This is a genomic window from Mycobacterium sp. 94-17 (assembly GCF_035617725.1).
In the GTDB taxonomy this organism is placed as follows: Bacteria; Actinomycetota; Actinomycetes; order Mycobacteriales; family Mycobacteriaceae; genus Mycobacterium.
This window is the reverse complement of the sequence record NZ_JAPIYN010000014.1, coordinates 66,358-79,248: the sequence shown is the minus strand read 5'-3', so window position 1 is coordinate 79,248 and position 12,891 is coordinate 66,358. Positions and strand designations below refer to the sequence as shown.

Annotated in this window: 11 protein-coding genes and 1 pseudogene; 4 read left to right on the top strand and 8 right to left on the bottom strand. The window is 70.8% G+C overall.

Annotated features, from left to right (window positions below):
* Window positions 1–43: 43 nt before the first annotated feature.
* Entirely contained in the window at window positions 44–967 is a 924-nt protein-coding gene (locus tag OQ789_RS16965; protein WP_324687186.1) for a TIGR01777 family oxidoreductase, read from the bottom strand.
* 16 nt (window positions 968–983) lie between these two features.
* Entirely contained in the window at window positions 984–2,768 is a 1,785-nt protein-coding gene (sucB, locus tag OQ789_RS16960) for a 2-oxoglutarate dehydrogenase, E2 component, dihydrolipoamide succinyltransferase (RefSeq protein WP_324687185.1), read from the bottom strand.
* A gap of 198 nt (window positions 2,769–2,966) precedes the next feature.
* Between sucB and OQ789_RS16955 the strand changes: the two genes are divergently transcribed.
* Window positions 2,967–4,745, top strand: coding sequence for an SDR family oxidoreductase (locus tag OQ789_RS16955; RefSeq protein ID WP_324687184.1), 1,779 nt, complete (start codon window positions 2,967–2,969; stop codon window positions 4,743–4,745).
* 6 nt (window positions 4,746–4,751) lie between these two features.
* On the opposite strand, the gene OQ789_RS16950 is transcribed toward OQ789_RS16955, so the two are convergent.
* Window positions 4,752–5,093 carry an aminopeptidase gene (locus OQ789_RS16950; protein WP_324687182.1) on the bottom strand — a complete coding sequence of 114 codons (342 nt, stop codon included), beginning with the start codon at window positions 5,091–5,093 and terminating at the stop codon, window positions 4,752–4,754.
* A gap of 106 nt (window positions 5,094–5,199) precedes the next feature.
* On the opposite strand from OQ789_RS16950, the pseudogene OQ789_RS16945 reads away from it, so the two are divergent.
* Window positions 5,200–5,448, top strand: a pseudogene (locus tag OQ789_RS16945) (NAD(P)/FAD-dependent oxidoreductase); the annotation flags it as partial.
* Here OQ789_RS16945 and OQ789_RS16940 read toward each other — a convergent pair.
* Both OQ789_RS16940 and OQ789_RS16935 read right to left on the bottom strand, forming a co-directional pair.
* Window positions 5,445–6,992 carry a leucyl aminopeptidase gene (locus OQ789_RS16940; protein ID WP_324687180.1) on the bottom strand — a complete coding sequence of 516 codons (1,548 nt, stop codon included), beginning with the start codon at window positions 6,990–6,992 and terminating at the stop codon, window positions 5,445–5,447. The pseudogene OQ789_RS16945 and the gene OQ789_RS16940 overlap by 4 nt on opposite strands.
* A gap of 31 nt (window positions 6,993–7,023) precedes the next feature.
* Window positions 7,024–8,127, bottom strand: a complete 1,104-nt coding sequence (locus tag OQ789_RS16935; protein WP_324687178.1) for an adenylate/guanylate cyclase domain-containing protein — start codon at window positions 8,125–8,127, stop codon at window positions 7,024–7,026.
* Window positions 8,128–8,190: 63 nt separating this feature from the next.
* On the opposite strand from OQ789_RS16935, the gene gcvT reads away from it, so the two are divergent.
* Together gcvT and OQ789_RS16925 are read left to right on the top strand one after the other, a co-directional pair.
* Entirely contained in the window at window positions 8,191–9,306 is a 1,116-nt protein-coding gene (gene gcvT / locus OQ789_RS16930) for a glycine cleavage system aminomethyltransferase GcvT (protein WP_324687177.1), read from the top strand.
* Between the two features lie 52 nt (window positions 9,307–9,358).
* The gene (locus tag OQ789_RS16925) at window positions 9,359–10,468 is read left to right on the top strand and encodes a branched-chain amino acid aminotransferase (RefSeq protein ID WP_324687175.1); all 1,110 of its coding nucleotides are present in this window, start codon (window positions 9,359–9,361) and stop codon (window positions 10,466–10,468) included.
* 42 nt (window positions 10,469–10,510) lie between these two features.
* Here OQ789_RS16925 and OQ789_RS16920 read toward each other — a convergent pair whose 3' ends face one another.
* From OQ789_RS16920 to OQ789_RS16910, 3 genes are read right to left on the bottom strand one after another with little or no spacing between them, the layout of a single operon-like run.
* Window positions 10,511–11,275: an adenosylcobinamide-GDP ribazoletransferase gene (locus OQ789_RS16920; RefSeq protein WP_324687173.1), complete on the bottom strand. Its 765-nt coding sequence runs from the start codon at window positions 11,273–11,275 to the stop codon at window positions 10,511–10,513.
* Window positions 11,272–12,345, bottom strand: a complete 1,074-nt coding sequence (cobT, locus tag OQ789_RS16915; RefSeq protein WP_324687262.1) for a nicotinate-nucleotide--dimethylbenzimidazole phosphoribosyltransferase — start codon at window positions 12,343–12,345, stop codon at window positions 11,272–11,274. The genes OQ789_RS16920 and cobT overlap by 4 nt, the downstream gene beginning before the upstream one ends.
* On the bottom strand, window positions 12,342–12,878 hold the full coding sequence (locus OQ789_RS16910) for a bifunctional adenosylcobinamide kinase/adenosylcobinamide-phosphate guanylyltransferase (RefSeq protein WP_324687171.1): 537 nt from the start codon (window positions 12,876–12,878) through the stop codon (window positions 12,342–12,344). The genes cobT and OQ789_RS16910 overlap by 4 nt, the downstream gene beginning before the upstream one ends.
* Window positions 12,879–12,891: the final 13 nt, after the last annotated feature.

Sequence of the window (12,891 nt, the reverse complement as noted above, 5' to 3'; positions counted from 1 at the left end):
AGCGGGGCACGGACCGGGCGACGCGACGGCGATCACACCACGGCTAGTCGTGATCGCGGCGGGCGGTGGCGTAGGCCAGCGCCTCGCCAACGGTGTTGTGGTGGAAGACGAAACCGGCGCGCTCGAGCGCGGCCGGAATGGCGCGCTGACCCGTCAGCAGGCCCTCGTCGGCGAACTCGCCCAGCGCCGTCCGGATCGCAAAACCGGGCACCGCCAACGGGGTTGGGCGGTTGACCGCCCGCCCGAACGCTGTGGTGAATTCGGCGTTGGTGACCGGTGCGGGCCCGGTCATATTCACCGGGCCGGACAGCTGGGGGTCGAAGATCGCGAACAGCAGCGCACGCACTTCGTCTTCCAGCGTGATCCACGACATGTATTGGCGACCACCGCCCAACCGGGCGCCGAGGCCGGTGCGAAACAGCGGCCGCAAGCGGCCCAGCGCGCCACCGCCGGCGGAGAACACCAGCCCGGTGCGGGCCAGCACCACTCGCGCGCCACCGTATTGGGCGGGCAGGGTCGCGGCTTCCCAGTCTTCGCACAGCCGGGCCAGGAAACCCGTTCCGGCACGGTCGTTTTCGTCGACTACACGGTCCCTGGTATTGCCGTAGAAGCCCACTGCGCTGGCGTTGATCAGGGCCGCCACCCCGGCGTCGGCGACGGCGTGCGCCAGGACTTCGGTGGGCGTGATGCGGCTGTCGCGCAGGCTCTGCTTGAAGGCCCCCGACCACCGCCGCTTGCCGACGTTGACCCCGCAGAGGTTGACGACGGCGTCGACGTCGCCGAGCATGTCGGGGTCGAGGTCGCCGGTCTCGGGATTCCAGTGCAGCTCATCGGCATTCGCCGGGGCCCGCCGCACGATACGCAACACCCGGTGATCGGCGGCGCGCAGCGCGGCGGTCAGGGCGGAGCCGATCAGGCCGGACGAACCCGCGATCGCGATGACGGCATTCTGTCCAGCGCGAGCCACGATCGCTTGTCCTTCGTCACAGACCGAGATCGGCCTCGAAGGCTCCCTCTTCCAGCCGGTGCTTGATGGTGGTCAGGAAGCGGCCCGCGTCCGCGCCGTCGATGAGCCGATGGTCATAGGTCAGCGGCAGATAGCAGATCGAGCGGACACCGATCGATTCGTTGCCGCTGTCGTCGACCACGACCCGCGGCCGTTTGACGATCGCGCCGGTGCCCAGCATGGCGGCCTGCGGCGGCACCAGGATCGGGGTGTCGAACAGCGCGCCCTGGCTGCCGATGTTGGTGATCGTGAACGTGCCGCCGGACAGCTCGTCGGGCTTCAGGTTGCCCGACCGGGCGCGGGCGGCGATGTCCGCGATCGCCCTGGCCAGCCCGGCCAGGGAGAGGTCGCCCGCGTTGTGCACGACGGGAGAGAGCAGCCCCTGTTCGGTGTCGACCGCGAAGCCGAGGTGCTCGGCGTCGTAGTAGGTGATCTCCTTGGTGTCCTCGTTGTAGCTCGCGTTGACGTTGGGGTGGATCTTGAGCGCGTCGATCACCGCCCGGGCGATGAACGGCAGGAAGGTCAGGTTCACCCCCTCGCGCTCGGCGAACGCCGCCTTGGCCCTGGCCCGCAACCCGACCAGCTTGGTCATGTCGACCTCGTGGGTCTGGGTGAGTTGGGCTGTCGCCTGCAGAGATTCGCGGGTTTTGTTCGCGGTGATCTGACGGATCCGGCTGGCCTTCTGGGTGGTGCCGCGCAGGTGGGCCAGCGCCGGAGCCGGGGACGGCGCTGCGGCGGCCTTGGGCGTTGCGGCGGCTGCCGGCGCCGCCTGGGCGGCCTGTTGTTTCTGTTCGGCGGCGGCCAGCACGTCTTGCTTGCGGATGCGTCCACCCACCCCGGTGCCCGTGAGCGAATTGAGGTCGATGTCGTTTTCGGCGGCCAGTTTTCGCACCAGCGGCGTCACGTACGGCGTGCCCTCGGAGCCCGGGGCCGCCGGCTGCGCCTGCGCCGGTTGGGCTTTCGGCTGCGGCGCAGGCTCTGGCGCGGGCTTGGGCTGCGGCGTGGGCTCTGGCGCGGGCTTGGGCTTGGGCTGGGGGGCGGGCGCGGGTTCGGGCTTGGGCTGGGCCTGGGGCTGGGGCGCCGGTTCGGGCTTTGGCGCGGGTGGGGGCTGCGGAGTCGCGGGCGCGGCGGCATCGGAACCGGCGCCGATCCGCCCCAACTCGCCGCCGACGGGCACGGTGGCGTCTTCCTCGGCGGTGATGCTGAGCAGCACCCCGGCCACCGGTGACGGGATCTCCGTGTCGACCTTGTCGGTGGACACTTCCACCAGCGCGTCGTCGACCTGGACCGAATCGCCGACCTTCTTGAGCCAGCGGGTGACCGTGCCCTCGGTCACCGACTCGCCGAGCTCGGGCATCAACACCGGCGTCGCGTCGCCGCCACCGGAGCTCTGCTGGGCGGGCGCGGGCTGCGGTTGGGCCTCGGGCTGCGGTTCGGGTTGGGCCTCCGGCTGGCTAGGGGCCGCGGACTGCGCTTCCGGCTGGCTCGGCGCCGGCGCGGCGGCCTCTGGCGCGCCACCCTCGGAGCCGTCGCCGATGACGGCCAGTTCGCCGCCCACCTCGACGGTGTCGTCCTCCTGGGCGACGATCTTGGTCAGCACACCGGCGGCGGGTGACGGGATTTCGGTGTCCACCTTGTCGGTTGACACCTCGACAAGCGGCTCGTCGAGTTCGACCGTGTCGCCTTCCTGCTTGAGCCAGCGGGTGACCGTCCCCTCGGTGACGCTCTCACCGAGTGCCGGCATCTGGACGGAGAAGGCCATCGTGTTTGACTCCTCGATCGCTCGTGGGTCGGGGCGGGTCGATCAGCTCGCTTACGGAACGCGAAGTAGCAATACAAAACTATCCTGTCACTGCGTCCTCGCCGGCATACAGCCAGGGCTGATACCACGCGCCGGGCGGGTGCGACCGATCACGCTTGCTACGGTGTGGCCACTGCAGCCAGAGCGGGGGAGGTCTCGATGCCGCCATCACCACGAATACCCCAGTATTTCGTCGACAGCGCCGACGGCGCCCGCATTGCGGTCTATGAGGAGGGCAACCCCGAAGGTCCCACCGTCGTGCTGGTCCATGGCTTCCCCGACTCGCACGTGCTGTGGGACGGGGTGGTCCCGCTGCTGGCCGAGCGGTTCCGGATCATCCGGTACGACAATCGCGGTGTCGGCATGTCGTCGGTGCCCAAGCCGGTGTCGGCCTACACGATGGACCGCTTCGCCGACGACTTCGCGGCGGTCACCGGCGAGCTGAGCCCGGGCCGGCCCGTCCACGTGCTGGCCCACGACTGGGGCTCGGTGGGAGTGTGGCACTACCTGAAGCGTCCCGGCGCCAACGACCGGGTCGCCACGTTCACGTCGGTGTCCGGGCCCGCGCAAGACCAGCTGGTCGATTACATCTTCAGCGGTCTGCGCCAACCATGGCGCCCGCGCCGCTTTCTGCGGTCGATCAGCCAGGCGCTGCGGCTGACCTACATGATCTTCTTCTCGATCCCGGTGCTGGCGCCGTTGTTCCTCCGGCTGACCATGTCGGTGCCGGCGCTGCGGCGCAACGCGGTCGACAACATTCCCGTCGAGCAGATCCACCACTCCGAGAAACTGGCCTCCGACGCCGCGCGGTCGGTGAAAACCTATCCCGCCAACTACTTTCGGTCGTTCTCCGGTCGCAAGCAGGGCGTCGCGGTCATCGACGTACCCGTGCAGCTCATCGTCAACACCGAAGACAAGTACGTGCGGCCCTACGGCTACGACCACACCGCACGCTTCGTGCCGCGGCTGTGGCGCCGCGACATCCAGGCCGGTCACTTCTCGCCGATGTCGCATCCGCAGGTGATGGCGGCGGCGGTGGGCGAATTCGCCGACTTCGCGGCGGGCGGGCAACCCAGCCGCCCCCTGCTGCGCGCCCAGGTGGGGCGTCCCCGCGGGTCGTTCGGCGACACCCTGGTGTCGGTCACCGGGGCCGGTAGCGGAATCGGCCGCGAGACCGCGTTCGCCTTCGCGCGCGAAGGCGCCGAGCTGGTGATCAGCGACATCGACGAGGCGGCGGTCAAGGCCACCGCGGCCGAGATCGCGACCCGGGGCGGCGTCGCGCACGCCTATGTGCTCGACGTGTCCGACGCGCAGGCGGTCGAGGCATTCGCCGAGCGGGTCAGCACCGAGCACGGCGTCCCCGACATCGTCGTCAACAACGCCGGCATCGGGCAGGCGGGCGGATTCCTGGACACCCCGCCCGAGCAGTTCGACCGGGTGCTCGACGTCAACCTCGGCGGGGTGGTGAACGGCTGCCGGTCGTTCGGACGGCGGCTGGTCGAGCGCGGCACCGGCGGATACATCGTCAACGTGTCGTCGATGGCGGCCTACGCGCCGTTGCAGTCGCTGAACGCCTACTGCACGTCCAAGGCGGCGACGTACATGTTCTCCGACTGCCTGCGCGCCGAACTCGACGCCGCCGGGGTCGGCCTGACCACGATCTGCCCGGGCGTCATCGACACCAACATCATCAACACCACCCGATTCGACGCGCCGGCGGGAAAGCAGTCCGATGCCGTCGACGGCCGCCGCGGACAGCTGGGCAAGATGTTCGCGCTACGCCACTACGGTCCCGACAAGGTGGCCGACGCGATCCTGACGTCGATCAAAAAGAAGAAGCCGATTCGCCCGGTGGCACCGGAAGCCTATGCGCTGTACGGCCTTTCGCGCCTGGCGCCGCAGGGACTGCGCAATGCCGCGCGGATGCGGGTGATCTGAGGCGGGTCAAGCGCCCGGCGCAGTGCCCCGGCGCCCGGTCAGCAACGTCGCCCCGATCGCGATGACCCCGAGCACCGCCAGCGGTATCGCCCACGCGCGCCGGCCACCCACCGACGACTGGCACTGTGTGACGTAGTCAGTGTGCGGGATGATCTGGTTCAGGATCGGGATGTTGGCCCCGTTGCTGTTGTTGGCGCTTCTGGCGTCCGAAAGGTCGGTCGCCACGGCGTTTCCGCAGCCGACCGAATGGCCGTTGCTGTCGGACACCGACACCGGCGCCAGCAGTCCGATGATGCCGGCCAGTAGCAGTACGGCGCCCACGCCGATGATCAACCGTCGCGCCGTCATGGATTCGCCTTTCGTCGTCCGCGTTTTCGACCGCTAGGGAGATTATCCGCGGTCCACCGCCGGTAAACCCGAGGTTGAGGTCGAATAACCCCCCGGGTTGCGGGGTATGGGAGCGCTCAACGGGGGCACCGCGCAGTTGCACCAGATGCTGGTCTTCCGCCCCGCGCCCGGGATGGGTCGAGCGGAAACACCGGTCGAGCGGCTCTATTTGGGCAGCGCGTCGGCGACGCCGGGCGGCTCGGTGCACGGTGCGTGCGGACGCAACGCGGCGAACGCCGCGCTGGCCGCCGACGGCGCGACCGGCTGGCCACGCCGCAAGCTCGGCCGGGCCATGACCAAATGGCTTACCCGCTAACCGTTTTCGCAGATGTCCTCGAGTACCGCGAACATGGTCCGGGTCGGCACACCGGTGGAGCCCTTGGGGGAGTAGCCCCACGCACTGCCGGTGTTGTAAGCCGGGCCCGCCACGTCGATGTGCGCCCAGCTGACGCCGTCGGCGACGAATTCCCGCAGGAAGACCCCCGCCACCAGCATGCCGGCGAAGCGCTGCCCGCTGATGTTGGACAGGTCGGCCACCGTGGACTTCAGGTCTTCCTTGAGCTCGTCGGGCAGCGGCATCGGCCAGCCGTTTTCGCCCACCTGCTGCGAGAGCGACGCGACGCGGTCGCGGAACTCGTCACTGCCCATCACCCCGGGGATCCGGGCGCCCAGCGCCACGGTCTGCGCGCCGGTCAGGGTGGACGTCTCGATCAGGTAGTCGGGGTTGTCCTCGCACGCCCGCACGATGGCGTCGGCCAGGATGAGCCGGCCCTCGGCGTCAGTGTTCTGCACCTCGACGGTGATGCCGCCGTACTGCGTCAGCACGTCGCCCGGGCGCTGCGCAGTGGATGACGGCATGTTCTCGGCCATCGGCACGGTGGCGATCACGTCGATGGGCAGTTTGCGCTGCGCGGCCAGCGCGACGGTCGCGATCACCGCGGCGGCGCCGCCCATGTCCGAGGTCATGTGGTGCATGCCCGCCGCCGGCTTGATCGAGATGCCGCCGGTGTCGAACGTGACGCCCTTGCCGACCAGCGCGACCCGCTTGGCCTGCCTGGATTTCTTGGCCAGCTTCGAACCGCGGTGGATCAGGCGCACCAGCCGCGGCGGGCGCGACGAGCCCTGCCCGACGCCGACGATGCCGCCGTAACCGCCCTTCTGCAGCGCCTTGTCGTCCAGCACCTCCACCTCCAGGCCGACTGATTCGCCTAAAGCTTTTGCGCGCCTGGCGAATTCGGCGGGGAACAGATGGCTGGGCGGGGTGTTGACGAAGTCGCGCGCGGTGGCGACCGCGGCCGCCACGGCGGCGCCGTGCTCGGCGTCATCCTTGGCGTCCTTCGCCGTGGCGAGCACGGTGATCTTGCGCAGCCCTTGGTCTTTGGGGGCCGTCTTGCCGCTGCGGAATTCGGTGAACCGGTAGCTGCCCAGCACCAGGCCCTCGACGGCGGCCGAGGCGACGCCCTCACCGGGCAGTGCGGCCAGCGTGGTGATCACCGATTCGGTCTTGCCCAGCGACCGCGCCGCGACACCGGCGGCGCGACGGATGAGCTCGGCCGGCCACTCCGACTGCGGCTTGCCCAGGCCGACCGTCAGCACGCTGGACACCGGCAGCGACGGCACCACCAGCCGGTGCACCTGTTCGGCGGCGCCGGTGGCCTCCAGCGCCCGCAGGCCGGATTCGATCTCGGCGACGGCCTCGGCGGACAGGAACGGCCCGGCCGATGCGACGGCCGCGCCCGGCCTATCGTCCTCGCCGGTCGAGACGACGGGCACGATCAGGACGCTGGACGCGGCGGCGCGCCGTGGCAGCGAGGAGCCGACGGTGACGGAAGGGGCCTGGTATCCGGATTCGGTACTCACGCACAATCACCCTAGTCACCGTCGACGGGCCTCAGCCCGGTGGCGTCCTTAGCCTCAGGTCGAAGGCCGGCACCGGGGCGTCAAACCCCTTGAGTGTCAACGGGCCGTGAGCGACGGCGGGCCAGTTCGGCAGCTCGTCGTGCAGCTCCGCGTCGGCAAGGATCTGTCCCGGAGTCGCGGCCGCCACGAGTCGTGCCGCCAGGTTGACCGGGCCACCGAAGTAGTCGCCGTTGATGGCCAGCACGCTGCCGTAGGCGAGGCCGGCACGCACTTGCAGACCTTCCTCGCGCGCCCGCGGGTGGTCGACGAGATCGACCGCCGCTTTGGCGAGTTGCCCGGGCGACGCGCTCACCCACATCACCTCGTCGCCGATGAACTTCACCACCCGGCCGCCATCGCGAAGGACCACGTCCGAGACCGTGCCGGCGAACTCGTTGAGCAGGTCCGACAACTGTGCCGGGGTAAGCGCGTTGGTGAGCACGGTGAAGCCGGACAGGTCGGCGAAACCAATCCCGCACACCACGCTCGCCGAGGTGTCGCGAAGGACGCCTTCGAAGTGGGTTCGGGCGCCGGTGAGGTGGTGGCGGTGTACGACGTCGATCAGTGGACCGATGCGGGGCACGAACTCCGCGACCGCGCGGTAGGCCTGCGCCGTGGCGAGCTCGTCGTGGGTGTGGGTCATCTGGATGTCCGGCGTCCCGGCGCGGATCGCCGTCGACTCGGCCTCCGCGAGCCGGGCCATCGCGGCGCCGAGGACCCGCAGCATGCCGTGCGCGCCGTCCTCACCCACCACTACTTTGAGCGCGACCCAGGTGGACAGGGCGTCGACATCGGCCTGGCTCAGCACCGGAACGTCGGGCCCAGCGACGGTCAGGCCGAGCAGGGCCCACGCGTGCGCGACCTCTTCGGCGGATATGCCGAGCTCCGCGGCCGCGGTCTGCAGGGTATGGATCGGACGGCCCGACCAGGCCAGGACGTCACCGGCGAGCCCGAACAGCCGGCCTCGCCGTTCGGCCTCGGCCATCTCGTCGATGGTGAAGCCGAACTCGGTCAAATATTTGATCAGGTCGGCCCGCTCGCGCGGGTTGGCGATGCCGGCGGCTTCCAGCGCCTCGAAGTCCTGATAATCGGGCACCCGGCCAAGTCTGCCAGGGTGCGTCGCCGGGTTGGCCCCGATTGCTCGCTAGGGTTGGGCGTCGTGAGCGATGCGCCGGAACCGTTAAGGGGACCACTGGAAGACCGCCACCGCAGCTTGGGCGCCAATTTCGCCGAGTTCGGCGGCTGGCTGATGCCCGTGTCGTATGCGGGCACCGTCAGCGAGCACAATGCGACGCGCAACGCGGTCGGCCTGTTCGACGTCAGCCACCTGGGCAAGGCGCTGGTCCGCGGGCCGGGGGCGGCGCGGTTCGTCAACTCCGCGCTCACCAACGACCTGAACCGCATCGGGCCGGGCAAGGCCCAATACACGTTGTGCTGCACCGAATCCGGCGGCGTCATCGACGACCTGATCGCCTACTACGTCGACGACGACGAGATCTTTCTGGTGCCCAACGCCGCCAACACCGCCGCCGTGGTCGACGCGCTGCAGGCCGCCTCGACCGGCGCTGCCGCGAGCGGTCTGACCATCGTCGGCCAGCACCGCTCGTACGCGGTGCTGGCCGTGCAGGGACCGCGATCGGCCGACGTGCTCGGCGCGCTGGGCCTGCCCGCCGACATGGACTACATGGCCTACACCGACACCGCGTTCTCCGGTGTACCCGTGCGGGTGTGCCGCACCGGCTACACCGGCGAGCACGGCTACGAGCTGCTGCCGCCGTGGGACGACGCCGGTGTGGTGTTCGACGCCCTGGCGGAGGCGGTCACCAAGGCCGGCGGACAGCCGGCCGGCCTCGGCGCGCGCGACACCCTGCGCACCGAGATGGGCTACCCGCTGCACGGCCATGAACTCGCCCTCGACATCTCCCCGCTGCAGGCCCGCTGCGGCTGGGCGGTCGGCTGGAAGAAAGAGTCGTTCTTCGGCCGGGACGCCTTGCTGGCCGAGAAGGAGGCGGGCCCGTCGCGGCTGCTGCGCGGGCTGCGGATGGTGGGCCGCGGAGTGCTGCGCGCCGGGCTGACTGTGCTCGCCGGCGACGCCCCGGTGGGGGTCACCACCTCGGGCACGTTCTCCCCGACGCTGCAGGCCGGGATCGCGTTGGCGCTCATCGACACCGCCGCCCGGGTCGAGGACGGCCAGGAGGTCACCGTCGACGTCCGCGGCCGCCGCGCCGCGTGTGAAGTCGTGCGCCCGCCCTTCGTCACGGTGAAAACCCGCTAGCGCCGCCCGCGCGGGCGAAATCCGATTCCGCAGGCAGATATACAATCACCCAATGACCAGTGGCTCGCTCGAGTTCACGGTTTGGCGCTCGGCACATCCGGTCACCGATGCCGAACGCGAAACCATCCTGGCCGAGCCGGGTTTCGGCAAGCACTTTACCGACCACATGGTGTCGATCGATTACGACGAGGCCGGCGGAGGGTGGCACCACCCGCGCGTCATGCCGTACGGCCCGATCGAGCTGGACCCGTCGGCGATCGTGCTGCACTACGCGCAGGAGATCTTCGAGGGGCTCAAGGCGTACCGCTGGGCCGACGGCTCGATCGTGTCTTTTCGCGCCGAGGCCAACGCCGCCCGGCTACGGTCCTCGGCGCGCCGGCTCGCCATCCCGGAGCTGCCCGAAGAGCTGTTCATGGAATCCCTGCGCCAGCTCATCGCCGTCGACAACGCGTGGGTTCCGGCCGCCGGCGGCGAAGAGGCGTTGTACCTGCGCCCGTTCGTGATCGCCACCGAGCCCGGGCTGGGGGTGCGGCCGTCCAAGCGTTACCGCTACCTACTGATCGCCTCGCCGGCCGGCGCCTATTTCAAGGGCGGCATCAGCCCGGTCACCGTCTGGGTGTCGACGCAGTACGTGCGGGCCAGCCCCGGCGGCACCGGCGCGGCCAAGTTCGGCGGCAACTACGCGGCCTCCCTGTCGGCTCAGGCCGAGGCCGCGGCCAACGGCTGCGACCAGGTGGTGTGGCTGGACGCCGTCGAGCGGCGGTTCGTCGAAGAGATGGGCGGGATGAACATCTTCTTCGTGTTCGGCAGCGGCGGATCGGCGCGGCTGGTCACCCCCGAGCTGTCGGGCTCCCTGTTGCCGGGAATCACGCGAGACTCCTTGCTGCAGTTGGCTATTGATGCCGGCTTCTCCGTCGAAGAACGCAAGATCGATATCGACGAATGGCAGAAGAAGGCCGCCGCCGGGGAGATCACCGAGGTGTTCGCCTGCGGCACCGCCGCGGTGATCACCCCCGTGTCGCACGTCAAGTACGGCGACGGCGAGTTCACCGTCGCCGACGGCCAGCCCGGCGAGGTGACGATGGCGCTGCGCGACACCCTGACCGGGATTCAGCGCGGCACCTTCGCCGACACCCACGGCTGGATGGCGAAACTGGGTTGAGCGCGCTCGCCTGAGCGCGCTCGCCCGGCCGAGTAAGCGCGCCTAGAGCCGCACCAGACCGGCAAGCAGCACCGCGGTCACGGTCGCGGTCAGTTCGATCGTGGCGCCCAGCACGTCGCCGGTGATGCCGCCGAAGCGGCGCACGCAGTGCCGCACCAGGATCGCGCCGCAGCCCAACCCGACCAGCACCGCTACCGGCCCCTGCCACGGCCGCGGCCCGGCCACCAGGGAAACGGCCAGCAGCGCCGCGACCCAGGCCGCCACCACCGACGTCGGCTGGCTCCCGGCGACCCGGACGCCCAGAGCGCTGCCGTCGGCCGCGGGCAAAGACCGGTGGCCGGCCAGCACCGCGCTGACCCGGCCCGCGAAAACCGCCACGGCCACGGCGGCCGCCCCGGGCAAGAACCGGCCAGTGGCCCCCAGCGCCGAAAAGGCCAGCGCCTGCGTCATGACCACCACGACCACGGCGGCGACGCCGAACGGCCCGGTCGATCCGTCGCGCATCACCGCCAGCGCCCGCTGCGGCGGCCCGTAGCAGCCCAGGCCGTCGGCGGTATCGGCGACACCGTCGACATGCAGGCCGCGGGTCACCAGCAGCAGCACCGCGACCGCGAGCAGACCGGACAGCGGACTGGCCGGCCCGAACACCTGCGCGCCGGCCAAGGTCACCGCCGCGGCCAACGCTCCCAACGCCGCGCCCACCACCGGCAGCGCGGTCAGGGCGCCGCGGCCCATCGGCGCACCGCCGCGGTTCGGGACGGGCAGCACCGTACCGAACGTAAAAGCTGTTGCCAGAGAACGGATCACGATGGGGGAGGGGCCTGTTCGGGGTGCTCGGTGCGGTTGGACACCCCCGCCTGGGTGAAGGTCGCCATCGACGACAGGGCGGCCACCGCGGCGCGCACCACCGGCAGCGCCAACACCGCGCCGGTGCCCTCGCCCAGCCGCATCCGCAGGTCGAGAATCGGCTCCAAGTCCAGCGCCGTGAGCGCCAGCGCGTGCGCGGGCTCGGTGGACCGGTGACCGGCTTGCCACCACAGCCGGGCGCCCGGGGCCAGGTGCTCGGCGACCAGCGCGGCCGCCGTCACCGCCAGGCCGTCGAGCAGCAGCGGCGTCCGCCGGACCGCCGCCTGAGCGCAAAACCCGGCCATCGCGGCCAGGTCGGCGCCGCCGGCGCGGCGCAGCAGTGCGACCGGATCGGGCAGTACCTGGCGCGCGCGGAACAGGGCGTCGCGCACAGCGGCCGTCTTGCGGGCCCACCCGGCGTCATCGATCCCGGTGCCGAATCCCACCGCCACCACGGGCTCCGAGTTGGTCAGTGCCGCCACCAAAACCGCTGCCGCCGTGGTGTTTCCGATTCCCATGTCGCCGGCGATCAGCAGGTCGGCGCCGGCATCGACCTCCTGGTCGGCGATGGCCGCGCCGGCGTCCAGCGCCCGGGCGGTCTCGTCGTGGCTCAACGCGTCCTCAACCCGGATGTCGCCGCTGGCGCGGCGCACCTTGTGGGCGCCGCTCCGCTCGGTCAGCGGGGCGGCGTCCACCGCCAGGTCCGCGACCCGCACCGTCGCCGCGGCGACGTCGGCCAGGGCATTGATCGCCGCGCCGCCCGCCTCGATGTTGGCGACCATCTGCGCCGTCACCTCCGGCGGGTAGGCCGACACCCCGGAACGGGCGACGCCGTGGTCACCGGCGAACACCACCACCCGGGCACGCTCGAATTGTCTTGGCGGACACTGCCCTTGACACGCCGCGACCCACACCGACAAATCCTCGAGCCGGCCCAGCGCCCCCTTGGGTTTGGTCAGGGTGTGCTGGCGGGCGCGGGCGGCGGCGGCGACGGCCGCATCGGGCGGCGAGACGGCGGCGAATTCCATCAGGCCCCCGACGGTTTGATCGGTACCGGTTGCCCGGCCACCACCAACACAACCCGCTCGCAGAGTCGCGCCAGGCGCTGGTTCAAGCTGCCCAGTTCGTCGGCGAACCGGCGACCGGCGGCGGTGGCGGGCACGATCGTCAGCCCGACCTCCGGGCTGACCAGCACCAGCGGGGAAGCGAAGTCGCCGACCGCGGCCAGCACCTCATCGACGAGGTGCGCCACCGAGCCGCCATCCCAGGCGCCGGTGCGGTCCAGCGCGCCGGTCAGCCAGGTGCCCAGGTCGTCGACCAGGGTGGGAGTGTCCGGCGATCGGTGCAATTGCGTTGCGATGTCGTCGGTTTCGATCGTCGACCAATGGGCGGGCCGGCGGCCGCGATGCGCGGCGATGCGGTGCGCCCAGGCCGGGTCGCCGTGGCCCGCCGGCCCGGGCGCCAGGTAGTGAACCGCCTGCCCGGCCGGCAACCCGTCCGCGATGGCCTGCTCCGCCCACTGCGATTTGCCTGACCTGATCCCGCCGAGCACCAGGGTGCGCACCGGTGTCAGCCCG